At 71.3% G+C, this 24,935-nt stretch carries 19 protein-coding genes; 17 read left to right on the plus strand and 2 right to left on the minus strand.

Annotation, left to right across the window (positions count from 1 at the left end; translation table 11 throughout):
- Positions 1-601: 601 nt before the first annotated feature.
- Positions 602-1,180: a beta-class carbonic anhydrase gene (locus ACWEEU_RS17705; RefSeq protein WP_451733289.1), complete on the minus strand. Its 579-nt coding sequence runs from the start codon at positions 1,178-1,180 to the stop codon at positions 602-604.
- 424 nt (positions 1,181-1,604) lie between these two features.
- Here ACWEEU_RS17705 and rsmH point away from each other — a divergent pair, with 424 nt between their 5' ends.
- The 16 genes from rsmH to ACWEEU_RS17785 all read left to right on the plus strand — a co-directional run bounded on the left by rsmH (position 1,605) and on the right by ACWEEU_RS17785 (position 19,497).
- The gene (rsmH, locus tag ACWEEU_RS17710) at positions 1,605-2,561 is read left to right on the plus strand and encodes a 16S rRNA (cytosine(1402)-N(4))-methyltransferase RsmH (protein ID WP_385747562.1); all 957 of its coding nucleotides are present in this window, start codon (positions 1,605-1,607) and stop codon (positions 2,559-2,561) included.
- 42 nt (positions 2,562-2,603) lie between these two features.
- Positions 2,604-3,215, plus strand: a complete 612-nt coding sequence (locus tag ACWEEU_RS17715) for a septum formation initiator family protein (RefSeq protein WP_451733293.1) — start codon at positions 2,604-2,606, stop codon at positions 3,213-3,215.
- A 5-nt stretch (positions 3,216-3,220) separates the two neighbouring features.
- A complete protein-coding gene (locus ACWEEU_RS17720; RefSeq protein ID WP_451733296.1) occupies positions 3,221-5,185 on the plus strand; it encodes a peptidoglycan D,D-transpeptidase FtsI family protein in 1,965 nt (654 codons plus the stop codon).
- Positions 5,186-5,229: 44 nt separating this feature from the next.
- Positions 5,230-6,885, plus strand: coding sequence for a UDP-N-acetylmuramoyl-L-alanyl-D-glutamate--2,6-diaminopimelate ligase (locus ACWEEU_RS17725; RefSeq protein WP_451733299.1), 1,656 nt, complete (start codon positions 5,230-5,232; stop codon positions 6,883-6,885).
- A 4-nt stretch (positions 6,886-6,889) separates the two neighbouring features.
- Positions 6,890-8,305 carry a UDP-N-acetylmuramoyl-tripeptide--D-alanyl-D-alanine ligase gene (locus ACWEEU_RS17730; protein ID WP_385747554.1) on the plus strand — a complete coding sequence of 472 codons (1,416 nt, stop codon included), beginning with the start codon at positions 6,890-6,892 and terminating at the stop codon, positions 8,303-8,305.
- Positions 8,302-9,375 carry a phospho-N-acetylmuramoyl-pentapeptide-transferase gene (gene mraY, locus ACWEEU_RS17735; protein WP_199588007.1) on the plus strand — a complete coding sequence of 358 codons (1,074 nt, stop codon included), beginning with the start codon at positions 8,302-8,304 and terminating at the stop codon, positions 9,373-9,375. The genes ACWEEU_RS17730 and mraY overlap by 4 nt, the downstream gene beginning before the upstream one ends.
- The gene (gene murD, locus ACWEEU_RS17740) at positions 9,357-10,799 is read left to right on the plus strand and encodes a UDP-N-acetylmuramoyl-L-alanine--D-glutamate ligase (protein ID WP_451733303.1); all 1,443 of its coding nucleotides are present in this window, start codon (positions 9,357-9,359) and stop codon (positions 10,797-10,799) included. Before mraY ends, murD begins: the two co-directional genes overlap by 19 nt.
- 68 nt (positions 10,800-10,867) lie before the next feature.
- Positions 10,868-12,229, plus strand: coding sequence for a putative lipid II flippase FtsW (ftsW, locus tag ACWEEU_RS17745; RefSeq protein ID WP_451733306.1), 1,362 nt, complete (start codon positions 10,868-10,870; stop codon positions 12,227-12,229).
- A gap of 6 nt (positions 12,230-12,235) precedes the next feature.
- A complete protein-coding gene (gene murG / locus ACWEEU_RS17750; RefSeq protein ID WP_385747548.1) occupies positions 12,236-13,324 on the plus strand; it encodes an undecaprenyldiphospho-muramoylpentapeptide beta-N-acetylglucosaminyltransferase in 1,089 nt (362 codons plus the stop codon).
- Between the two features lie 26 nt (positions 13,325-13,350).
- Positions 13,351-14,145 (plus strand): cell division protein FtsQ/DivIB, encoded by a 795-nt coding sequence (locus tag ACWEEU_RS17755; RefSeq protein ID WP_385747546.1) that lies wholly within the window; start codon positions 13,351-13,353, stop codon positions 14,143-14,145.
- 277 nt (positions 14,146-14,422) lie between these two features.
- Positions 14,423-15,631, plus strand: a complete 1,209-nt coding sequence (ftsZ, locus tag ACWEEU_RS17760) for a cell division protein FtsZ (protein ID WP_199588012.1) — start codon at positions 14,423-14,425, stop codon at positions 15,629-15,631.
- Positions 15,628-16,356 carry a peptidoglycan editing factor PgeF gene (pgeF, locus tag ACWEEU_RS17765; RefSeq protein WP_385747544.1) on the plus strand — a complete coding sequence of 243 codons (729 nt, stop codon included), beginning with the start codon at positions 15,628-15,630 and terminating at the stop codon, positions 16,354-16,356. The genes ftsZ and pgeF overlap by 4 nt, the downstream gene beginning before the upstream one ends.
- Positions 16,357-16,362: 6 nt before the next feature.
- Positions 16,363-17,082, plus strand: coding sequence for a YggS family pyridoxal phosphate-dependent enzyme (locus ACWEEU_RS17770; protein ID WP_451733309.1), 720 nt, complete (start codon positions 16,363-16,365; stop codon positions 17,080-17,082).
- 127 nt (positions 17,083-17,209) lie between these two features.
- Positions 17,210-17,851 (plus strand): cell division protein SepF, encoded by a 642-nt coding sequence (gene sepF, locus ACWEEU_RS17775; protein ID WP_385747540.1) that lies wholly within the window; start codon positions 17,210-17,212, stop codon positions 17,849-17,851.
- Positions 17,852-17,900: 49 nt separating this feature from the next.
- On the plus strand, positions 17,901-18,191 hold the full coding sequence (locus tag ACWEEU_RS17780; RefSeq protein WP_018545609.1) for a YggT family protein: 291 nt from the start codon (positions 17,901-17,903) through the stop codon (positions 18,189-18,191).
- A gap of 52 nt (positions 18,192-18,243) precedes the next feature.
- Positions 18,244-19,497, plus strand: coding sequence for a DivIVA domain-containing protein (locus ACWEEU_RS17785; RefSeq protein ID WP_451733313.1), 1,254 nt, complete (start codon positions 18,244-18,246; stop codon positions 19,495-19,497).
- 443 nt (positions 19,498-19,940) lie between these two features.
- Here the strand turns inward: ACWEEU_RS17785 and ileS are convergent, their stop codons facing one another.
- The gene (gene ileS, locus ACWEEU_RS17790) at positions 19,941-23,078 is read right to left on the minus strand and encodes an isoleucine--tRNA ligase (protein WP_451733316.1); all 3,138 of its coding nucleotides are present in this window, start codon (positions 23,076-23,078) and stop codon (positions 19,941-19,943) included.
- 584 nt (positions 23,079-23,662) lie between these two features.
- Between ileS and ACWEEU_RS17795 the strand changes: the two genes are divergently transcribed.
- Positions 23,663-24,910: a TraR/DksA family transcriptional regulator gene (locus ACWEEU_RS17795; protein WP_451733319.1), complete on the plus strand. Its 1,248-nt coding sequence runs from the start codon at positions 23,663-23,665 to the stop codon at positions 24,908-24,910.
- Positions 24,911-24,935: the final 25 nt, after the last annotated feature.

A 24,935-nucleotide genomic window follows, 5' to 3' on the forward strand; every position in this document is an offset into this window, starting at 1 on the left:
CTCACAAGGGCCGGGGCCCGCGACACCTCGCGACGCGGCTCCGGCCCACCCCGAAACACGGACACCGTGCGGAAACCAGATCCGCGCGCCGTCACACCCGCATTCTTGCCGCCGTTATCGATTCGTGTCACGGCCTGTGGACAACTGCCCGGCCAGGGCCTGTGGACAACCCCCCTCCCCATGCCGGTCTTGCACCCTTTGGCCATGGCGCGCGGGACCGGTCATCGGCCGGATCGGCCGCCCCTTGCCGGGTCCGCCGCCCGCCCGCCGCCGAGTAGGCCGCCAGCCGCCGGATCGGCCACTTGCTGCCGGGCCTGGCCGCCCGGTGCCGGGCTGGCCGCCCGGTGCCGGGCTGGCCGCCCGTCGCCGGATCAGCCGCCTGCCGCCGGATCGGTCATCCGTCGCCTGACCCGGCCACTTGCTGCCGGGTCTGGCCGCCACTCGCCTGACCGACCACTCGTCGCCGAGCCCGGCCACTCGATCGTCGTATCGGCCACGCGTGGCCCGACCGGCCACTCCGCGCCGGTCCGGACACGCACCGCCCCCCCCGTGGCCCCTCCCGTCGGCGGAGAGGGGCGGGCCGGGCATCGGGCGGCAGGGGTCAGGCGGACGCGGTGCCGGAGGCGGGCTCCTTCGCCGGGTCGATCTCGCGAAGCAGACCGGTGCGGACGTCGAAGACGAAGCCGCGCACGTCGTCGGTGTGCGGCAGGAACGGTGAGGTGCGCACCCGCTGCATCGACTGGCGCACGTCCTGGTCCACGTCACGGAACGCCTCCACCGCCCAGGCCGGGCGCTGGCCCACCTCCATCTCCAGCTCGTGCCGGAACTCCTCGGTGAGGGATTCCAGACCGCAGTTGGTGTGGTGGATGAGCACGACGCTCTGCGTGCCGAGCGCCCGCTGACTGATGGTCAGGGAGCGGATCACGTCGTCGGTGACGACGCCCCCCGCGTTGCGAATGGTGTGGCAGTCGCCCAGCTCCAGGCCGAGCGCCGCGTGCAGGTCGAGGCGGGCGTCCATACAGGCCACCACGGCCACGCGCAGCACGGGGCGCGCGTCCATGCCGGGATCGCTGAAGCCCGCGGCGTACTGCTCGTTGGCGTCGACCAGGCGGTCCGTCACGCTGCCGGCGGCCGTTATGGCGCCCTCGGGTCCGGTGGGAACTGGTGCGGAAGTCGTCATGGTCTCGACGTTACTGGTCACCCGCCTCCCCGGCCTGCTGTGAGAGGGGACAAAGAACGCCATCGTGGCTTGTTGTGAGCTAACCCACACGGAGCGCCAACGTCGGCCGGACGGGTGAATCCGGGCCGATCCCCGCTCCGGTGCGGATGCCGTACGCGACGCGCAGGCCGGTTGATTGACCGCGACACAGGGTGGACTAAAGTGACGCGAAGCGGGAGGCCCGGCTCTTCCCGCTGGTGAAACCACAAGGAGACGGCACGGCACCCACCCGGACCGCTCTCCCCGCGTGCGCGGCGCGTACGTACGGCTCGGCCCCCTCCCGCTCCCGGTCGGCTGACGCCTCCGGCGCCGGCCGGTCTCCCTCACGTGGAGCAGCGGGCGGGGACCCGGCGGTGCGTGCGCCCGCCAGAACTGAGAGGCTCCCTTGACCGAGAGTCGACACGTCCCGGTGATGCTCCAGCGGTGCCTGGATCTGCTGGCACCCGCGCTGGAGCGGCCGGGAGCGGTGGTCGTCGACTGCACCCTCGGCCTCGGCGGCCACAGCGAGGCCCTGCTGACCCGCTTCCCCGAGGCCCGGCTGATCGGCCTCGACCGGGACAAGGAGGCGCTGCGCCTCTCCGGTGAACGCCTCGCCCCCTTCGGCGACCGCGCCACCCTGGTGCACGCCGTCTACGACGAACTCCCCGAGGTGCTCGACCGCCTCGGCATCCCGCACGTCCAGGGCGTCCTCTTCGACCTCGGCGTCTCCTCCATGCAACTGGACGAGGCCGACCGGGGCTTCGCCTACGCCCAGGACGCTCCCCTGGACATGCGCATGGACCAGACGACCGGCATCAGCGCCGCCGAGGTCCTCAACACCTACCCGGCCGGTGAACTGGTGCGCATCCTGCGCGCGTACGGCGAGGAGAAGCAGGCCAAGCGGATCGTCTCGGCGATCGTCCGCGAGCGCGAGAAGGAGCCGTTCACCAACAGCGCCCGCCTGGTCGAACTCATCCGCGACGCCCTGCCGCAGGCCGCCAAGCGCACCGGCGGCAACCCGGCCAAGCGCACCTTCCAGGCGTTGCGCATCGAGGTCAACGGCGAACTGTCCGTCCTGGAGCGGGCGATCCCGGCGGCCGTGAAGGCCATCGGCGTCGGCGGGCGGGTCGCCGTGCTCTCGTACCACTCGCTGGAGGACCGGCTGGTCAAGCAGGTCTTCGCGGCCGGCGCCGCCAACACCGCGCCCCCCGGCCTGCCCGTCGTGCCCGAGCGCTACCAGCCCCGGCTCAAGCTGCTCACGCGCGGCGCCGAACTCCCCACCGAGGAGGAGATCGCCGAGAACCGCCGGGCCGCTCCCGCCCGGCTGCGCGGTGTCGAGCGGATCAGGGAGGACGCCGAGTGAGCGGACGGGGCCGACCGGGCGCGGGGACCCTGCGGAGGGCCCGTGGGCGCTGAACCCGAACTGCGAGGGCGGGCCGCACGGCTCGCCCGGCTCTTCCCGGCGGGCCGTGCCCGCGCCGCCCGGACCCCCTTCGTGTTCCTCGTCGTGCTGCTCCTCGGCGGCGGACTGCTCGGCCTGCTGATGCTCAACTCCGCGCTCAGCGAGGGCTCGTTCCAGCTCGACGACCTCCAAAAGCGCACCAAGAACCTCACCGACGAGGAGCAGGCCCTCCAGCGGGACATCGACTCCTACTCCTCCCCTGACGCCCTCCAGCGCCGGGCCCGCGAACTCGGCATGGTCCCCGGCGGCGACCCCGCCTTCCTCGGCCCCGACGGCACCGTCAAGGGCGTCCCGAGCGCCGCGCCCGGCCCCGCCGTGCTCAACGGCCCCCGCGCGCCCGAGGCGATGACCTCGGACACCGCCCCGAGCGGCAGCCCCACCGGACGCCCGAGCCCGACGGCGACCCCCCGCGCATCCACCGCACCGGCGTCCTCGGTCCCGAAGACGAGCGCGGCTCCCCGAGCGACGCCCGCCCCCAAGGCGACCCCGTCCGCGCAGAAGCAGAACCGGACCCGCACCACCCAGCCCGCCTCCACTCCGACCCACGGCAGGTGACGGAAGTGTCCGACAGGCAAACGCCGCGTCGCCGCGTGCCCGGGGCCGCCGGACCGCCCCGCCCCCGCGGCGCCGCCACCCGGCACCAGCCAGGGCGTCCCGGCCCAGGCGCCCGCCCGGCCCGCCGCCCGTCGGGACCCCGGACCCCGGCCCGGCCCGCCTTCCGGCTCGGCAGCCCGCGCCCCCGGCTGCGCCTGGTCGGCCTCGCCTTCACCCTGGTGCTGTCCGCTTTCGTGGTCCGGCTGCTCCAGGTCCAGGCGGTGGACGCGAGCACCTACACCGCCAAGGCCGAGCAGAACCGCTATGTCGTGCACACCCTGGCCGCCGAGCGCGGCCGGATCACCGACCGCTCCGGGGTGGCCCTCGCCGTCAGCGAGGACGCCTACGACATCACGGCCGACCCCATGATGTTCCAGCCCCGGCAGCTCAAGATCTCCGACGGACCCGAGCAGGCGGCCGCCCTGCTCGCCCCGATCCTGAACGAGGATCAGGCCATGCTCGTCAGGAAGCTCCGCCCCGCCGACAAGGAGTCGCGCTACGCCCGGCTCGCCACCCGGCAGACCCCGCAGGTCTGGAAGCAGATCAAGGACCTCAAGGCCGCCCTCGCCAAGAAGTCCGGGACCGGCAACGTGCTCGCGGGCGTCTTCGCCGACCCCAGCAGCCAGCGCGTGTACCCCAACGGCGACCTCGCCGCCGGGATACTGGGCTGGGTCAACAGCGAGGGCAAGGGCGGCGGCGGCATCGAGCAGCAGTTGAACAAGCAGCTCACCGGCAAGGACGGCAAGATCCGCTACGCCCAGTCCGGCGGCCGCGAGGTGCCCACCGCGGGCTCCACCGAGACCCCCGCCGTCTCCGGCAGCGACGTCGAGCTGACCATCGACCGCGACATCCAGTGGGCCGCGCAGAACGCCATCTCCCAGCAGGTCAAGAAGTCCAAGGCGGACCGGGGCTACGTCGTCGTCCAGGACACCCGCACCGGCCAGATCCTCGCCATGGCCAACTCGCCCGGCTTCGACCCCAACGACCTGTCCAAGGCCGACTCCGCCGCCATGGGCAACGCGGCCCTCCAGGACGCCTACGAACCCGGCTCCACCGCCAAGGTGATGTCCATGGCGGCCGTCCTGGAGGAGAACGCGGCCACCCCGCTCACCCATGTCGTCGTACCCAACCGGCTGCACCGCGGCGACCGGCTCTTCCAGGACGACGTGGACCACGCCACCTGGCACCTCACCCTCAACGGCGTGCTCGCCAAGTCCAGCAACATCGGCACCATCCTCGCCACCGGGCAGCTCGGCAAGACCCAGCGCGCGGCCAACGACACGCTCTACTCGTACTTGCGCAAGTTCGGCATCGGCCGCTCCACCGGACTCGGCTTCCCCGGCGAGACCCCGGGCATCCTGGCGCCCGCCGCCAAGTGGTCCACCTCGCAGCAGTACACGATCCCTTTCGGCCAGGGCTTCTCCATCAACGCCGTCCAGGCCGCGTCCGTGTACTCGACCATCGCCAACGGGGGAGTACGCGTCGCACCCACCCTGGTGCGCGGCACCAAGGGCGCCGACGGACGCTTCACCCCGGCCCCGCAGCCCGGCAAGACCCGGGTGGTCAGCGACAAGACCGCCCGCACCGTCGCCCAGATGCTGGAGTCCGTCGTCGACGACGAACAGGGCACCGGCATCAAGGCGCGCATCCCCGGCTACCGCGTCGCAGGCAAGACCGGCACCGCCAACCGCGTGGATCCGGCCACCGGGAGGTACCACGGATACACCTCCTCCTTCGCCGGATTCGCCCCCGCCGACAAGCCCCGCGTCACGGTCTACTGCGCCATTCAGAACGCCACCTCCGGCAGTTACTTCGGCGGCCAGATCTGCGGACCCGTCTACAAGCAGGTGATGGAGTTCGCGCTCAAGACCCTCCAGGTCCCGCCGACCGGCGCCAAGGCCGCGAGGCTGCCCGTCACCTACCAGCCCTGACCGGCCGCGACAGCCCACCGGGCCCCCACCACCAGGAACGAGCCGTGACAACGATCACCCCCGACGACGGGAACCGAACAGGCCCCCGCCCCTCGCTTCGCCCCGAGGCGGGTACTCCCGGTACGCTCACCGCCGTGCCACACGCTGATCAGTCCCAAACCACCCAGAAGGGCGCTTCCGTGACCTACCCGGGACCGCCACGACCGGTTCGGATCTCCGCCACCCCCCTCGCGGAGCTCGCCGATCAGTTGGGGATCGCCGCACCGGCCGGCGCCGCCGAGGTCACGGGAATCACCCACGACTCGCGCGCCGTCCGCCCCGGTGACGTCTACGCCGCACTGCCCGGCGCCCGCCTGCACGGCGCCGACTTCGTCACCCAGGCCGCGAGCCTCGGCGCCGTCGCCGTACTCACCGACCCCACCGGTGCCGAGCGCGCCGGGGCGACCGGACTGCCGGTCCTCGTCGTGGACGACCCGCGCGCGCGGATGGGCGAACTGGCCGCCACGGTCTACGGACACCCGGGCCGCGAGCTGCTCCAGATCGGCATCACCGGCACCTCCGGCAAGACCACCACCGCCTACCTCGTCGAGGGCGGCCTCAAGGCCGTACGCGCCACCGGGCTCATCGGCACCGTCGAGATGCGCATCGGCGAGGAGCGCATCAAGTCGGAGCGCACCACCCCCGAAGCCACCGACCTCCAGGCGCTGTTCGCCGTCATGCGCGAACGCGGCACCGAGGCGGTCGCCATGGAGGTCTCCAGCCACGCGCTGGTCCTCGGCCGGGTGGACGGCTGCGTCTTCGACATCGCCGTCTTCAACAACCTGAGCCCGGAACACATGGAGTTCCACTCCGACATGGAGGACTACTTCCAGGCGAAGGCTCAGCTCTTCACGCTCGAGCGCAGCAGATTCGGCGTGGTCAACGCCGACGACGAGTACGGCCGCAGACTTGTCGGCGAGGCGGGCGTCCCGGTCGTCACCTTCTCCGCCGAGGGCGACCCGGACGCCGACTGGCGTGCCGAGGACGTCCAGATCGGCCCGATGGACTCGACGTTCACCGCGATCGGCCCGAACGGCGAGCGCGTGCACGCCCGCTCGCCGCTGCCCGGTCCCTTCAACGTGGCCAACACCCTCGCCGCCCTCGTCGCCCTCGCCTCGGCCGGGATCGACCCGCAGACCGCCGCCGACGGCATCGCCGCCGTGCCCGGCGTCCCCGGCCGCCTGGAGCGCGTCGACGCCGGGCAGCCCTACCTCGCGGTCGTGGACTACGCCCACAAGACCGACGCGGTCGAGTCGGTGCTCAAGGCACTGCGCAAGGTCACCAAGGGCCGGCTGCACATCGTGCTCGGCTGCGGCGGCGACCGCGACAGGACCAAGCGCGCCCCGATGGGCGCCGCCGCCGCCCGCTACGCCGACATCGCCGTACTGACCTCCGACAACCCCCGCTCCGAGGACCCCCTCGCGATCCTCGCGACCATGCTCGAAGGCGCCGCCTCCGTTCCCGCGCACGAGCGCGGCGAGGTGCTGCTCTTCGAGGACCGTGCCGCGGCCATCGCCGCCGCCGTGGGCCGCGCGGCCGCGGGCGACACCGTGCTGGTCGCGGGCAAGGGCCACGAGCAGGGCCAGGACATCGCCGGCGTGGTCCGTCCCTTCGACGACCGCCAGGTGCTCCGCGAAGCTATCCAGAACACCCAGGGATGAACTTGTGATCGCCCTCTCCCTCGCCGAGATCGCAGCAGTCGTCGGCGGGCAGACACACGACATACCGGATACGTCCGTCACCGTCACAGGACCGGTCGTCCGGGACTCCCGCGAGGTGGTGCCCGGCGCCCTCTTCGTCGCGTTCAGCGGTGAGCGGGCCGACGGTCACGACTTCGCCGAGGCGGTCGTCGAGGCGGGCGCCGTCGCCGTACTGGCGACGCGCCCCGTCGGTGTGCCCGCCATCGTCGTGGACGACGTGCAGACCGCCCTCGGCGCCCTCGCCCGCCACGTGGTGGAGCGCCTCGGCGCCACCCTCGTCGCGCTGACCGGCTCGGCCGGCAAGACCAGCACCAAGGACCTCATCGCCCAGGTCCTCGGCGGCAAGGCGCCCACCGTCTTCACGCCCGGCTCGCTCAACAACGAGATCGGGCTGCCCCTGACCGCCCTGTCCGCCACCGAGGAGACGAAGTTCCTCGTGCTGGAGATGGGCGCCCGCGGCATCGGGCACATCCGCTACCTCACCGGCCTCACCCCGCCGAAGGTCGGACTCGTGCTCAACGTCGGCAGCGCCCACATCGGCGAGTTCGGCGGCCGTGAGCAGATCGCCCAAGCCAAGGGCGAGTTGGTGGAGGCACTGCCGCCGGCCGAGGAGGGCGGCGTCGCCGTCCTCAACGCCGACGACCCGCTGGTGCGCGCGATGGCCTCCCGTACCCGCGCGAAGGTGGTCCTTTTCGGAGAGTCGGCCGAAGCGGACGTACGCGCCGAGAACGTGCGACTCACGGACAGCGGACAGCCTGCCTTCAGGCTTCACACACCCTCCGGTGCAAGCGATGTGACCATGCGCCTGTACGGTGAGCATCACGTGTCGAACGCGCTCGCCGCGGCCGCCGTCGCCCATGAGCTGGGCATGTCCGCGAACGAGATCGCCACCGCGCTCTCCGAGGCGGGCTCCCTCTCCCGCTGGCGCATGGAGGTCACCGAGCGCCCGGACGGCGTGACCATCGTCAACGACGCCTACAACGCCAACCCCGAGTCCATGCGGGCCGCCCTCAGGGCGCTCGCGGCCATGGGCAAGGGGCGCCGCACGTGGGCGGTGCTCGGCAAGATGGCCGAGCTGGGGGACGAGGCGCTCGCCGAGCACGACGCGGTCGGACGGCTCGCCGTCCGGCTCAACGTCAGCAAGCTCGTCGCGGTCGGGGGGATCGAAGCCTCCTGGCTGCAACTGGGCGCATACAACGAGGGTTCGTGGGGTGAGGAGTCGGTGCACGTGTCCGACGCACAGGCGGCGATCGACCTGTTGCGCAGCGAGTTGCGCCCGGGGGACGTCGTGCTGGTGAAGGCGTCCCGTTCCGTGGGTCTGGAGAGCGTCGCCCAGACGCTCGCCTCGGCCGGGACCGAGGGCGAGGTCGCCGCCCGATGATGAACCAGGTCCTGTTCTCAGGCGTCATCGGCCTCTTCCTGACGCTGATCGGCACCCCGCTGCTGATCAAGCTCCTCGCCCGCAAGGGTTACGGCCAGTTCATCCGTGACGACGGTCCGCGCGAGCACGCCAGCAAGCGCGGTACGCCGACCATGGGCGGCATCGCCTTCATCCTGTCCACGATCGCCGCCTACTTCCTGAGCAAGGTGATCACCGGCAAGCCCCCGACGTACTCGGGTCTGCTGGTCCTCGGCCTGATGTTCGGCATGGGCCTGGTCGGCTTCCTGGACGACTACATCAAGATCGTCAAGCGCCGTTCGCTGGGTCTGCGGGCCAAGGCGAAGATGGCCGGCCAGCTCATCGTCGGCATCGGCTTCGCGGCCCTCGCGCTGCAGTTCCCGGACAACCGGGGCAACACCCCGGCCTCGACCAAGCTGTCGTTCATCACGGACTTCGGCTGGAACATCGGCCCGGTGCTGTTCGTGGTCTGGGCGCTGTTCATGATCCTCGCGATGTCGAACGGCGTGAACCTCACCGACGGTCTCGACGGCCTCGCCACCGGCGCCTCCGTCCTGGTCTTCGGCGCCTACACGTTCATCGGCGTCTGGCAGTTCCAGGAGTCCTGCGCCAACGCGATGACCCTGACCAACCCGGCCGCCTGCTACGAGGTCCGCGATCCGCTCGACCTCGCGGTGGTCGCCTCCGCCCTGATGGGTTCCTGCCTGGGCTTCCTGTGGTGGAACACCTCGCCGGCGAAGATCTTCATGGGTGACACCGGTTCGCTCGCCCTCGGCGGTGTCCTCACCGGCCTGGCCATCCTCTCCCGCACGGAGCTGCTGGTGGCCATCATGGGCGGCCTGTTCGTCCTCATCACCATGTCGGTCGTCATCCAGGTCGGCTCCTTCCGGCTCACCGGCAAGCGCGTCTTCCGGATGGCACCGCTCCAGCACCACTTCGAACTCAAGGGCTGGTCCGAAGTCCTGGTGGTGGTCCGTTTCTGGATCATCCAGGGCATCTGTGTCATCGTCGGACTGGGCCTCTTCTACGCGGGATGGGCAGCGGACAAGTGACCACCTCGGTGCCTTCGGGGCAGAGCGAATTCCAGGGCAGGCGCGTCACGGTCGCCGGACTCGGCGTCTCGGGCGTCCCGGCCGCCAGGGCGCTGCGCGAGCGCGGCGCGATCGTCACGGTCGTCAACGACGGCGACGACGAGCGGGCACGGGCGCAGGCCGCCGAACTGGAGGCGCTCGGCGTCACCGTCCGCCTCGGCGACGGCGCGACGCTCCCCGAGGGCACCGAGCTGATCGTCACCGCCCCCGGCTGGCAGCCCGGCAAGCCGCTCTTCCAGGCGGCCGAGAAGGCGGGCGTGCCCATCTGGGGCGACGTGGAGCTGGCCTGGCGCCTGAGGGGCCCCGACGCGGCCCCCTGGCTCGCCGTCACCGGCACCAACGGCAAGACCACCACCGTGCAGATGCTCGCCTCCATCCTCAAGGCGGCGGGCCTGCGCACGGCAGCGGTCGGCAACATCGGCGTCTCCCTGCTGGACGCCGTCCTCGGCGAGGAGGAGTACGACGTCCTCGCCGTCGAGCTGTCCAGCTACCAGCTCCACTGGGCGCCCTCCCTGCGCGCCTTCTCCGGAGCGGTGCTCAACCTCGCCCCGGACCACCTCGACTGGCACGGCTCCATGGACGCCTACGCCGCCGACAAGGGCCGTATCTACGAGGGCAACAAGGTCGCCTGCGTCTACAACGTGGCCGACCCGCGCACCGAGGACCTGGTCCGCGAGGCCGATGTGGAGGAGGGCTGCCGGGCCGTCGGGTTCACCCTCGGCACGCCGGCCGTCTCCCAACTCGGCGTCGTGGACGGCATCCTGATCGACCGTGCCTTCGTCGAGAACCGGTACAAGAACGCGCAGGAGCTGGCCGAGGTCTCCGACGTCGAGCCGCCCGCCCCGCACAACATCGCCAACGCGCTGGCGGCGGCGGCCCTCGCCCGCTCCTTCGGGGTGCCGGCCCAGGCGGTGCGCGACGGACTGCGCGCCTTCCGCCCCGACGCCCACCGCATCCAGCACGTCGCCGACATCGACGGCGTGGCGTACGTGGACGACTCCAAGGCCACCAACACCCATGCCACGGAAGCCTCGTTGGCCGCCTACGAGCCCATCGTGTGGATCGCGGGCGGGCTCGCCAAGGGAGCCGAGTTCGACGAGCTGGTGGCCAACTCCGCGAAGCGGCTGCGGGGGGCAGTCCTGATCGGCGCCGACCGCGCGCTGATCCGCGAGGCCCTCGCGCGACACGCCCCGGAAGTACCCGTGGTGGACCTCGACCGGACCGACACTGGGGCGATGCTCCAGGCGGTGACGGAGGCGAAGCGACTGGCCCGGCCGGGCGACACGGTCCTGCTGGCCCCGGCCTGTGCCTCCATGGACATGTTCACCAACTACAACCAGCGTGGTGACGCGTTCGCGGCGGCCGTCCGCGAGCTCGGCGCCTGACCCCGGCCGCCCGCCGGGCGGAACTTGGGAGGCACGCGTGGGACGTTCGGTGCTCAGGGGAGGCGTGGATGGCCGCTAGCCGTACCGGACGGCCGCCCGTGCAGCGGGCGGCCCGCCGCCCCGCACCCCGGCCGAGCGCGCCCGACAACCCCCTGCGCCGGCTGCGCACCCGCGCCCGCAAGGCATGGGACCGCCCGCTCACCGCGTACTACCTGATCCTCGGCGGCAGCCTGCTGATCACCGTGCTCGGCCTGGTGATGGTCTACTCGGCCTCCCAGATCACCGCGCTCCAGCTCTCGCTGCCCGGCTCGTTCTTCTTCCGCAAGCAGTTCCTCGCCGCCCTCATCGGCGGCGTGCTCCTGTTCGCCGCCTCCCGGATGCCGGTACGGCTGCACCGGGCGCTGGCCTACCCGATCCTCGCCGTCGCCGTCTTCGCCATGGCGCTGGTGCAGGTGCCGGGGATAGGGATGTCGGTCAACGGCAACCGGAACTGGATCTCGCTCGGCGGCTCCTTCCAGATCCAGCCCAGCGAGTTCGGCAAGCTCGCCCTCGTCCTGTGGGGAGCGGACCTGATCGCCCGCAAGCAGGACAAGAAGCTGCTGACCCAGTGGAAGCACATGCTGGTCCCGCTGGTCCCGGTCGCCTTCATGCTGCTCGGGCTGATCATGCTCGGCGGCGACATGGGCACCGCGATCATCCTCACCGCGATCCTGTTCGGCCTGCTCTGGCTCGCCGGGGCCCCGACCAGACTGTTCGCCGGAGTGCTCTCGGTCGCGGCGCTGATCGGTGTGATCCTCATCAAGACCAGCCCCAACCGGATGGCCCGGCTCGCCTGCATCGGCGCGACCGAGCCCAAGGCGGGCGGCGCCGACTGCTGGCAGGCCGTGCACGGGATCTACGCCCTCGCCTCCGGTGGAATCTTCGGTTCCGGGCTGGGCGCGAGTGTGGAGAAATGGGGTCAACTCCCCGAAGCCCACACCGACTTCATCTTCGCCGTCACCGGTGAGGAACTGGGTCTGGCGGGGACGCTGTCGGTGCTCGCCCTGTTCGCCGCTCTAGGCTATGCGGGTATCCGCGTGGCCGGACGCACGGAGGACCCCTTCGTGAGGTACGCCGCGGGAGGCGTGACCACCTGGATCACCGCGCAGGCGGTGATCAACATCGGTGCGGTGCTCGGCCTGCTGCCGATCGCCGGTGTCCCCCTCCCGCTGTTCTCCTACGGAGGGTCCGCCCTGCTGCCGACCATGTTCGCCATCGGGCTGCTGATCGCCTTCGCGCGTGACGATCCCGCTGCGCGAGCGGCGCTTGCGATGCGGCAACCCCGCTTTGGTAGAAAGCGGGCGGGCGGCTCCCGTGCCGAGCGGGTGCCCCGGAGATGGAACACGATGCGACGGCGTGCCTCGGCGGCGCGTTCGTCCGGAGAGCGGTGAATTTCGGTGCATGTCGTACTCGCCGGCGGGGGTACCGCGGGCCACATCGAGCCCGCGCTCGCCCTCGCGGACGCCCTGCGCAGGCAGGACCCCACCGTGGGGATCACGGCCCTGGGCACGGAACGGGGCCTTGAGACGCGGCTCGTCCCGGAGCGCGGCTACGAGCTGGCGCTGATCCCGGCGGTCCCGCTGCCGCGCAAGCCCACGCCCGAGCTGATCACGGTCCCGGGCCGGCTGCGCGGCACGATCAAGGCCACGGAGCAGATCCTGGAGCGCACCAAGGCGGACGCCGTGGTCGGCTTCGGCGGCTACGTCGCGCTGCCCGCGTACCTGGCCGCCAAGCGCCTCGGCGTGCCGATCGTGGTCCACGAGGCCAACGCCCGCCCCGGCCTGGCCAACAAGATCGGCTCGCGCTACGCGGCCCGGGTGGCCGTCTCCACGCCCGACAGCAAGCTCCGGGACGCCCGCTACATCGGCATCCCGCTGCGCCGCTCCATCGCCACCCTGGACCGCGCGGCCCTGCGCCCCGAGGCCCGCCACTACTTCGGTCTGAGCCCGAACCTGCCCACGCTGCTGGTCTCCGGCGGCTCGCAGGGCGCCCGGCGTCTGAACGAGGTCGTCCAGCAGGTCGCGCCCTGGCTCCAGCAGGCCGGCATCCAGATCCTGCACGCGGTCGGACCGAAGAACGAACTGCCGCAGGTGCAGCAGATGCCGGGGATGCCCCCGTACCTCCCGGTAAGTTACCTGGACCGGATGGACCTCGCGTACGCCGCGGCCGACATGATGCTCTGCCGCGCGGGCGCGATGACCGTCGCCGAACTCTCCGCCGTCGGGCTCCCGGCCGCCTACGTCCCGCTGCCCATCGGCAACGGCGAACAGCGGCTCAACGCCCAGCCGGTGGTCAAGGCGGGCGGCGGACTCCTCGTGGACGACGCGGACCTGACGCCGGAGTGGATCCAGCAGAACGTGCTGCCGGTCCTGGCCGACCCGCACCGCCTCTACGAGATGTCCCGCGCCGCCGGTGAGTTCGGCCGCCGCGACGCCGACGACCTCCTCGTCGGCATGGTCTACGAGGCGATCGCCGCGGGCCGGTAGGAACGTCGAACGAAGGGACAGTGAGCGTGGCCGGACCCACCGTCGCCGAGCGCGACGCACGCCGACCGGAGGTGTCCGGCCCGCCGCTCGTCCCCGGGCTGCGACGACCGCGGCTTCGTATGATCATCGCCCTGGTGGTGCTGCTCGTCCTTCTCGGAGCCGGGTCCGTATGGGTGTTGTACGGCTCCCAGTGGCTGCGGGTGCGCCAGGTCGCGGTCTCCGGCACCCGTGTGCTGACCCCGGCCGAGGTCCGCAGGGCCGCCGCCGTCCCGGTCGGCGCCCCGCTGGTCTCGGTGGACACCGGCGCCATCGAGGCGCGCCTGCGGCGGGAGTTGCCCCGGATCGAGACCGTCGAGGCGGACCGCTCCTGGCCGCACGGCATCGCCCTGAAGGTCACCGAACGCACCCCGTCCCTGCTCGTCCGCAAGGGCTCGCACTACATCGAAGTCGACGCCCAGGGTGTCCGGTTCGCGACCGTGCCGCAGGCACCGCGCGGGGTGCCGCTGCTCGAACTCACCGTCTCCCGCGAGGACTCGGGCGCCGCGAGCCTGCGCCGCTTCGGCACCGACCGCCTGGCGCGCGAGGCCGTACGCGTCGCGGCCGCGCTGCCCGCGCCCGTCAGGAAGGACACCCGGGCGGTCCAAGTCCGGTCCTACGACGCCATCTCGCTGCGGCTGAAGGACGGCCGCACGGTGGCATGGGGCAGCTCGGAGAGCGGCCCCGCCAAGGCACGGGCCCTCACAGCTCTCATGAAAGCAGCTCCCGACGCCCGGCACTTCGATGTCAGCGTGCCCACCGCCCCTGCGTCAGCGGGGAGTTGACGTACATCAGCGCAGGCCAGCACCCTGGTTGGGCACTGCTACGGCTGATCACATAGGGTGAAAAGAAAAACGGGAGGTTCGGCGTGTTCGTTGAACGGGCGCGGCTTGTCGACTTAGTGTCCTGTTCAGAAGACTCCAGGGAACAGACACACTGGTAACCCTAAACTTCAGGGTTAGGGTTCGGGTCGGCGTTCGGACCGTCCCAATTCGGCATCCGTCGTCCCGGTCGGGGAACCGCCCGGCGCGACAACGTAATTCGAGGCGAGAGGCCTTCGACGTGGCAGCACCGCAGAACTACCTCGCAGTCATCAAGGTCATCGGTGTCGGCGGCGGTGGTGTCAATGCCATCAACCGGATGATCGAGGTCGGCCTCAAGGGCGTCGAGTTCATCGCCATCAACACCGACGCTCAGGCGCTGTTGATGAGCGACGCCGACGTCAAGCTGGACGTCGGCCGTGAACTCACCCGCGGACTCGGCGCCGGAGCCAACCCGGCCGTCGGCCGCAAGGCCGCCGAGGACCACCGCGAGGAGATCGAGGAGGTCCTCAAGGGGGCCGACATGGTCTTCGTGACGGCCGGCGAGGGCGGCGGCACCGGCACCGGCGGCGCCCCCGTCGTGGCCAACATCGCGCGCTCGCTCGGCGCCCTCACCATCGGCGTGGTCACGCGCCCGTTCACCTTCGAGGGACGGCGCCGCGCCAACCAGGCCGAGGACGGCATCGCGGAGCTTCGCGAAGAGGTGGACACCCTCATCGTGATCCCCAACGACCGGCTGCTGTCCATCTCGGACCGTCAGGTCTCGGTCCTGGACGCCTTCAAGTCGGCCGACCAGGTCCTGCTCTCCGGTGTTCAGGGCATCACCGACCTCATCACCACCCCCGGTCTGATCAACCTCGACTTCGCCGACGTCAAGTCGGTCATGTCAGAGGCCGGTTCGGCCCTCATGGGCATCGGCTCGGCCCGCGGCGACGACCGTGCGGTGGCCGCGGCCGAGATGGCGATCTCCTCGCCGCTCCTGGAGGCGTCCATCGACGGCGCCCGGGGCGTCCTGCTCTCCATCTCCGGCGGCTCCGACCTCGGCCTCTTCGAGATCAACGAGGCCGCCCAGCTGGTCAGCGAGGCCGCCCACCCGGAGGCCAACATCATCTTCGGCGCGGTCATCGACGACGCCCTCGGCGACGAGGTACGGGTCACCGTGATCGCGGCCGGCTTCGACGGGGGCCAGCCCCCGGCCCGCCGGGACAACGTGCTCGGCTCGGCCTCGTCCTCCGGCTCTCCGGCCCAGCGCCGCGAGGAGCAGCCGACTCCGCCCCGTCAGCAGACCGAGTCCCGGCCCTCGTTCGGCTCGCTCGGCAGTGTGACGCCGAAGGAGGAGCCGGAGCCGGCGCCCGAGCCGGTGGTCGAGGTCCCGGTGGCCCCGCCGGTGCCCCAGTCCCGGTCCTACGAGGACATCGTCGAGCTGGATGTGCCGGACTTCCTGAAGTGATAGGACAGCGCGAAAGCGTGAGCGGCGCGCACTTCGCCTTCACCGACAGGTGGGGCGGGGTGAGCGCCGCTCCGTATGAGGAGCTCAACCTCGGCGGCGCGGTCGGCGACGACCCCGGCGCCGTACGGGCCAACCGTGAACTGGCCGCGAAGTCGCTGGGACTTGACCCGGCGTCGGTGGTCTGGATGAACCAGGTGCACGGCGCCGACGTGGCCGTCGTGGACGAACCCTGGGGGGAGCGTCCCGTTCCCGAGGTGGACGCGATCGTCACCACCCGGCGCGGACTCGCCCTCGCCGTGCTCACCGCCGACTGCGTGCCGGTGCTGCTCGCCGACCCGGTCGCGGGTGTGGTCGCGGCCGCGCACGCCGGACGCCCCGGCGTGGTCGCCGGAGTCGTCCCCGCGGCGATCCGCGCCATGACCGGACTCGGCGCCGAGCCGGGCCGGATCGTCGCTCGCACCGGCCCCTGTGTGTGCGGCCGTTGTTACGAGGTGCCCGAAGCGCTGCGCGCCGAGGTCGCCGAGACCGAGCCGGCGGCGCACGCGGTGACGAGCTGGGGCACTCCGGCCGTCGACGTGAGCGCCGGAGTGCACGCGCAGCTCGCCCGGCTCGGGGTGTGCGACCGGGCGCAATCCCCGGTGTGCACACTGGAGTCGGGGGATCACTTCTCCTACCGGCGCGACCGCACCACCGGGCGGCTCGCCGCGTATGTGTGGCTGGACTGAGTGGACATGACGGACCGTAAGACCGAACTCGCCCGAAATCTGGCGAAGGTGGAGGAACGCATCGCTGCCGCGTGCGCGGCGGCGGGGCGTCCCCGTGACGAGGTGACCCTGATCGTGGTCACCAAGACGTACCCGGCGAGCGACGTGCGGATCCTCTCGGAACTGGGCGTGCGTCAGGTCGGCGAGAACCGCGACCAGGACGCGGCTCCGAAGGCTGCCGCCTGCGCGGATCTGCCCCTGGAATGGCACTTCATCGGTCAATTGCAGACCAACAAGGTGCGATCCGTGGTCGGTTATGCCGATTTCGTGCAGTCGGTCGACCGGGACCGGCTCGTCGCCGCGCTCTCGCGGGAGGCGGTGCGGGCCGGGCGCGAGGTGGGCTGTCTGCTCCAGGTCGCACTCGACGCCGGAGCGAGCGGCCGGGGTGAGCGCGGCGGGGTCGCGCCCGCCGGAATCGAAGAGTTGGCCGGTCTCGTCGCCGACGCGCCCGGGCTGCGACTCGACGGACTGATGACCGTCGCCCCGCTCACCGGCGAGTACGCGGGACGCGAACAGGCGGCGTTCGAACGGCTCGTGGATTTGTCGACGGACCTGCGCCGAGCTCATCCGGCTGCAACCATGGTGTCGGCAGGGATGAGTGCGGACCTCGAGCAGGCCGTTGCGGCCGGGGCGACACATGTGCGCGTCGGCAGCGCGGTACTCGGAGTCCGCCCCCGCCTCGGGTAACGTCGCGAAGAAGTCGGACCACAGCAGAAAATATGGTCAATGCCGCCGAAAGCGGTACGAAGGCCACGTGGATCGCGGGCACTTGGCAGTCGTCAGCCGATCCACCACAGAGCGGAGGACTCAGAGCATGGCCGGCGCGATGCGCAAGATGGCGGTCTACCTCGGCCTCGTGGAGGACGATGGGTACGACGGCCGGGGATTCGACCCCGACGACGACTTCGAGCCCGAACTGGACCCGGAGCCCGAGCGGGACCACCGACGGCACGAACCGTCACACCAGCCGCACAGCGCACATTCACCCCAAAGGGATGAATCTGTGCGAGTGGTGCAGCCGCCGGCACCGCGCGAGCCGGTCTCGCACTCCGTGGCGCCGACTGCGGATTCGGGGCGTCCGGCGCGGATCGCGCCCGTGGCGTCCATCACACAAGAACGTCACTCCCTGGAGAAGAACGCGCCGGTGATCATGCCCAAGGTCGTCTCGGAACGAGAGCCGTACCGGATCACCACCCTGCATCCCCGGACCTACAACGAGGCCCGTACCATCGGGGAACACTTCCGTGAGGGCACCCCGGTGATCATGAATCTCACGGAGATGGACGACACTGACGCGAAGCGACTTGTCGACTTCGCCGCAGGTTTGGTGTTTGGACTTCACGGCAGTATCGAACGGGTGACGCAGAAGGTCTTCCTGTTGTCTCCTGCTAACGTCGATGTCACGGCGGAGGACAAGGCCCGCATCGCAGAGGGCGGGTTCTTCAACCAGAGCTGAGAAGCACCACCGGGAAGATGCACGGCACAGGGGAGAGGGAAGCGCAGCCATGAGCGTGTTCGCGCAGGTGATCTACATCGCGCTGATGGTCTTCCTCGTCGTGCTGATCTTCCGGCTGGTCATGGACTATGTCTTCCAGTTCGCCCGCTCGTGGCAACCCGGCAAGGCGATGGTGGTCGTACTGGAGGCCACCTACACTGTCACCGATCCACCGTTGAAGCTGCTGCGGCGGTTCATCCCGCCGTTGCGTCTCGGGGGCGTGGCACTCGACCTGTCCTTCTTCGTACTGATGATCATCGTCTGGATTCTCATCTCGGTGGCGGGGAGCTTCGCGCGATGAGGGTGGACGATACGGTCTTGCCGACTGCCGATGACTACGTTGAGGTGAAGAGATGCCGTTGACCCCCGAGGACGTGCGGAACAAGCAGTTCACGACCGTCCGCCTCCGAGAAGGCTATGACGAGGACGAGGTCGATGCCTTCCTCGACGAGGTCGAAGCCGAACTGACCCGTCTGCTCCGCGAGAACGAGGACCTGCGCGCCAAGCTGGCCGCTGCCACGCGGGCCGCCGCGCAGAACCAGCAGAACATGCGCAAGGGCCCGGACCAGCAGGACCAGCAGCAGGGTGGCATGCAGCAAGGCGGCATGCAGCAGGGTGGTATGCAGCAGGGCGGTATGCGAGGACCCGGCGCTCCGGTGCCCGCCGGCATATCGGGCCCGCCGCAGCAGCAGATGGGTGGCCCCATGGGTGGTCCGCCCCAGTTGCCCAGCGGCGCCCCGCAGTTGCCCGCCGGCCCCGGCGGTCAGGGCGGCCCGCAGGGCCCCGGCCCGATGGGCCAGGGTCCGGGCCAGATGGGCCAGGGTCCGATGGGGCAGGGTCCCGGCCCGATGGGGCAGGGTCCGATGGGTCAGGGTCCGGGCCAGATGGGCCAGGGCCCGATGGGTCAGGGTCCGATGGGCGGTCAGCCGCCCATGCCGCAGCAGATGGGCGGCCCCATGGGCGGTCCCCCGATGGGCGGCCCCGGTCTGCCCGGTCAGGGTGGCCCCGGCGGCGACAGCGCCGCGCGTGTCCTCTCGCTGGCCCAGCAGACCGCCGACCAGGCGATCGCGGAGGCCCGTTCCGAGGCCAACAAGATCGTTGGCGAGGCCCGCAGCCGCGCCGAGGGTCTGGAGCGCGACGCCCGTGCCAAGGCCGACGCCCTGGAGCGGGACGCGCAGGAGAAGCACCGTGTCGCCATGGGCTCCCTGGAGTCCGCGCGCGCCACGCTGGAGCGCAAGGTCGAGGACCTGCGAGGCTTCGAGCGCGAGTACCGCACGCGCCTGAAGTCCTACCTGGAGTCCCAGCTCCGTCAGTTGGAGACCCAGGCGGACGACTCGCTGGCCCCGCCGCGCACCCCGGCCGCCGCGTCCCTGCCGCCGTCCCCGGCGCCCTCGATGGCACCGGCCGGCGCGAGCGCCCCGTCCTTCGGCGGCAACCAGGGCATGGGCGGTCCGCCCTCCCCGGCGGCCCCGTCGTACGGCGGCCAGCAGCAGATGACGCCGGCCATGACCCAGCCGATGGCTCCGGTCCGGCCCCAGGGCCCCGGCCCGATGGGCCAGGCGCCCTCGCCGATGCGTGGGTTCCTGATCGACGAGGACGACAACTGACGGCCGCGCATGGCCAGTAGTACGCCATAGGCGTCGGCAGCGTTCAGGGCGGGCCCCGGACTTCGGTCCGGGGCCCGCCCTGTTTTACGCGAGTTGACGGCTTCGGACGACAGTTGTTCCCAGCCGCCCCGATGCGCACCCCCAGGGGCGGGGAACTGCGCGACCGACCGAGAACGGCCCGCGGGTCGACGCGCACCGGACAGGGCAGAACGAACCGTTCCTGCCGAGGGCCGCAGGGCGTGCGGACGGCGGCCACCGCACCCCCAGGGGCGCGGGGAACTGCGCGACCGATCCGGGAAGGCCCGCGGGTCGACACGCACCGGGCAGGGCAGAACGAACCGCTCGCCGAAGACCGCGGCACGAACCGCTCCCGCCGGACACGGCAACGGCGGCTGCCCGCAGCAAGATGCCGCAGGACAGCCGCCGTCGGAACCGCCGGAGGCCTACGCCTTGCGCAGGCGGAACGTCAGCGACAGACCCTCGTCCGTGAAGGCGGAGCCGTACGTCTCGTCCGCCTCGCCCTCGGCGAAGTCCGTCGCGAGGACCTCCTCCGCGATGAGACCGGAGTGCTCGGAGAGGGCGGCGGCCACCGCCGGGTCCGTGGCGCTCCAGCGCAGGACGATACGGTCCGCCACGTCCAGGCCGCTGTTCTTGCGGGCCTCCTGGATCAGCCGGATCGCGTCACGGGCGAGTCCCGCCCGGCGCAGCTCCTCGGTGATCTCCAGGTCCAGCGCCACCGTGGCGCCGGAGTCGGACGCCACCGACCAGCCCTCGCGCGGGGTCTCGGTGATGATCACCTCGTCCGGGGCGAGCGTGACGACCTCGCCGTCCAGCTCCACCGACGCGTTGCCCTCGCGCAGCGCGAGCGACAGCGCGGCGGCGTCGGCGGCGGCGACCGCCTTCGCCACGTCCTGCACCCGCTTGCCGAACCGCTTGCCCAGCGCACGGAAGTTCGCCTTGGCCGTGGTGTCCACCAGCGAGCCGCCCACCTCGGAGAGCGAGGCCAGCGCGGCCACGTTCAGCTCCTCGGTGATCTGCGTGTGCAGCTCCGGGTCCAGCGCGTCGAAGCCCGCCGCACCGACCAGGGCGCGCGAGAGCGGCTGACGCGTCTTGACGCCCGACTCCGCACGCGTGGCGCGACCCAGCTCCACGAGGCGGCGCACCAGGACCATCTGCCGCGACAGCTCCGGGTCGATCGCGCCGAGGTCCGCCTCCGGCCAGGAGGACAGGTGCACGGACTCCGGCGCGCCCGGGGTCACCGGCACGACCAGGTCCTGCCACACCCGCTCGGTGATGAACGGGGTGATCGGGGCCATCAGCCTGGTGACGGTCTCCAGCACCTCGTGCAGCGTGCGCAGCGCGGCCTTGTCGCCCTGCCAGAACCGGCGGCGCGAGCGGCGCACGTACCAGTTGGACAGGTCGTCCACGAACGCGGAGAGCAGCTTGCCCGCGCGCTGGGTGTCGTACGCCTCGAGCGCCTGGGTCACCTGGTCGGTGAGCGCGTGGAGTTCGGACAGCAGCCAGCGGTCGAGGACCGGACGGTCGGCCGGGGCCGGGTCCGCCTCGCTCGGCGCCCAGCCGGAGGTGCGGGCGTACAGCGCCTGGAAGGCGACCGTGTTCCAGTACGTCAGCAGGGTCTTGCGGACGACCTCCTGGATGGTTCCGTGGCCGACCCGGCGGGCCGCCCACGGGGAACCGCCGGCCGCCATGAACCAGCGCACCGCGTCCGCGCCGTGCTGGTCCATCAGCGGGATCGGCTGCAGGATGTTGCCCAGGTGCTTGGACATCTTGCGGCCGTCCTCGGCGAGGATGTGGCCGAGGCAGACCACGTTCTCGTACGACGACTCGTCGAAGACCAGCGTGCCGATGGCCATCAGCGTGTAGAACCAGCCGCGGGTCTGGTCGATCGCCTCGGAGATGAACTGGGCCGGGTACCGGCTCTCGAACAGCTCCTTGTTCTTGTACGGGTAGCCCCACTGCGCGAACGGCATCGAACCCGAGTCGTACCAGGCGTCGATGACCTCCGGCACGCGCGTGGCCGTGTCGCCGCACTCGGGGCAGGGGAAGGTCACGTCGTCGATGAACGGACGGTGCGGGTCGAGGGAGGACTGGTCGGTGCCGGTCAGCTCGCTCAGCTCGGCGCGGGAGCCGACCACGGTCAGGTGGTCGTTGTCGCAGCGCCAGATGGGCAGCGGGGTGCCCCAGTAGCGGTTGCGGGAGAGCGCCCAGTCGATGTTGTTGCTCAGCCAGTCGCCGAAGCGGCCGTGCTTGACCGTCTCCGGGTACCAGTTGGTCTTCTCGTTCTCCGCGATCATCCGGTCCTTGACGGCGGTGGTGCGGATGTACCAGGACGGCTGGGCGTAGTACAGCAGCGCGGTGTGGCAGCGCCAGCAGTGCGGGTAGCTGTGCTCGTAGGGCAGGTGGCGGAAGAGCAGGCCGCGCTCGGCCAGGTCCGCGGTGAGCTTCTCGTCCGCCTTCTTGAAGAAGACGCCGCCGACGAGGGGGACGTCCTCCTCGAAGGTGCCGTCGGGGCGGACCGGGTTGACGACGGGCAGGCCGTAGGCGCGGCAGACCTTGAGGTCGTCCTCACCGAAGGCGGGGGACTGGTGGACCAGACCGGTGCCGTCCTCGGTGGTGACGTACTCCGCGTTCACCACGAAGTGCGCGGGCTCGGGGAACTCCACCAGCTCGAAGGGGCGCTGGTAGGTCCAGCGCTCCATCTCGGCGCCGGTGAAGGTCTGGCCGGTGGTCTCCCAGCCCTCGCCGAGGGCCTTCTCGACCAGGGGCTCGGCGACGACGACCTTCTCCTCGCCGTCGGTGGCGACGACGTAGGTGACGTCCGGGTGCGCGGCGACCGCGGTGTTGGACACCAGGGTCCACGGGGTCGTCGTCCACACCAGCAGGGACGCCTGGCCGGCCAGCGGGCCGGAGGTGAGCGGAAAGCGGACGTAGACCGAGGGGTCCACGACCGTCTCGTACCCCTGCGCCAGCTCGTGGTCCGAGAGGCCGGTGCCGCAGCGCGGGCACCAGGGGGCGACGCGGTGGTCCTGGACCAGCAGGCCCTTGTCGAAGATCTGCTTGAGCGACCACCACACCGATTCGATGTACTCGGGGTCCATGGTGCGGTACGCGTCGTCGAGGTCGACCCAGTAGCCCATGCGGTTGGTCAGCTCGGCGAAGGCGTCGGTGTGCCGGGTCACCGACTCGCGGCACTTGGCGTTGAACTCGGCGATGCCGTACGCCTCGATGTCCTGCTTGCCGGAGAAGCCCAGCTCCTTCTCGACCGCCAGCTCCACGGGCAGGCCGTGGCAGTCCCAGCCGGCCTTGCGGCCGACGTGGTAGCCGCGCATGGTGCGGAAGCGGGGGAAGACGTCCTTGAAGACGCGGGCCTCGATGTGGTGGGCGCCGGGCATCCCGTTCGCGGTGGGCGGGCCCTCGTAGAAGACCCACTCGGGGCGGCCCTCGGACTGCTCCAGGCTCTTGGCGAAGATCTTCTGGTCGCGCCAGAAGTCGAGCACGGCGTGCTCAAGCGCGGGCAGGTCGACCTGAGCGGGCACCTGGCGGTACGTCGGCGCTGTCATCTGCGAGCATCCTCCAACGGAACTTGCTGCCTTCCGTCGGAGGGACGAGAGCGTTCTTCCTGTTCACGCCGTGTGCGGCGCGCTCCCGCGGTACCACCCTCCTTGGCTCGCCGCCGGGGTCCGTCCGGTGGTGAGCCCCCTCATTGGGGTCGCGAAGCCGGTTCTACTCGCCCTTGCGGGCTTTCCTCCGGCGGCTCCGGGGTGATCTTCACATCGCGCTCGCCACCGGGCTCCCACCGTCCCCGGCTCGCTCTGGGCTGCTGACGACGCTACTCGTCCCCATCCACGCTTCTCGCTCCGCCCAGTGTACGGCGCCGGGCGGACAGCGGCCGACCGGTTTTCCGGCGGGGGCGGGGGAGCGGGGCGGTGACCCGAATGGCCAGTCCGCCGGGACGCGCGTCAGGGCGCCGCCCTCCCGGCGGATTACCCGCACGCGAGCTGGGCACAACGGATGCAGGTCTGCTGCGCGGGGGGTGCGGGGCGGGCGAATCGGGCGGCGTGCCCCGTTGCCGCGGGACTCAAGTCGATTTATCGTCCCAGCACGATTCGCGTGCAAGATCACAATATGTGAAGGGGCCGCGGCCATGGTGGCGAAGAAGACCGCCGGTACCTCCGGTGGCTCAGCGGGAACCCTTGCCGGTGTCGGGCCGCCGGGACAGGACGGGCGGCGTCTGCGGGCGGCCGCGGGAGGCGGCGGGACGGCGAAGAAGGCGTCCACGAAGAAGGCGGCCACGAAGAAGGCGGCCGGTGAGAAAGCCGCCGGGAAGGACGCCTCCGGGGCGAGAGCCGGGGAGAAGGTCTCCCGGCAGAAGCCCGGGAAGACGGGCACAGGGAAAACGGCCGGCGACGCGGCGGCCGCGCGGAAGACGGCTGCCGGGAAGGCTCCCGTCGACCAGACCCCTGTGGAGCAGGCCCCGGCGCGGCAGGCTTCGGCGAAGAGATCCGCCACCGACAAGGCCACCGGCAGGAAGGCGGCCACCGAGCAGACCTCCACCAAGGAAGCTGCCGCGAAGAAGGCTCCGGCGAGGAAATCCGCGAAGAAGCGGGCAGACGCCGGTGAGAAGACCAGTACTCCAAAGCGCACCACTGCCAGGAAGACCACGACGGGCCACAAGAGGACGGGCGGCGAGACGGTGACTGCTGAGAAGACGGCCGCCATGGCGACAGCCACCGAGGCGGCGCCCCCCGGGGGCACCACGGCCGCGAAGGCCACCGGGAAGACCGCCGGTGCGGCGGGGAAGAAGAAGACGGCCGAGAAGGCGGTCGGCAAGACGGCGGCGAAGAAGCCCGCCGCCAAGAAGACCACGGCCAAGAAAACCAGTGCGGCGCGTGCCGCCGGGCAGACGGGAGCCACGAGGGTGGTTGCGAAGAAGACTCCTGGCACGGCCACGGCGGAGCAGACCGCCGTACCCAAGGCGCGGCCCGCCGCCGGACCCGGCGAGCTGGCGGTACGCCCGGGGGAGGACCCCTGGACGCCGGAGGAGGTCGACGAGGCGCGCGCGGAGCTGACCGGCGACGCCGACCGGCTCCGCGACGAGATCGACTCCTCCGCGGCCGCCCTCGCCGGCCTGATGCGCGACAGCGCGGACGGCGCGGGCGACGACGAGGCCGACACGGGCACCAAGAACATCACGCGCGAGCACGAGATGGCGCTCGCCGCCAACGCGCGCGAGATGCTCACCCAGACCGAACGCGCCCTGGAGCGGCTGGACGCGGGCACCTACGGTCTCTGCGAGAGCTGCGGCAATCCCATCGGCAAGGCGCGGATGCAGGCGTTCCCGAGGGCCACCCTGTGCGTGGAGTGCAAGCAGAAGCAGGAACGGCGCTCCTGAGCGAGGGCGTACGCCGGGGCGTGCC

It is taken from the genome of Streptomyces sp. NPDC005004 (assembly GCF_053600675.1).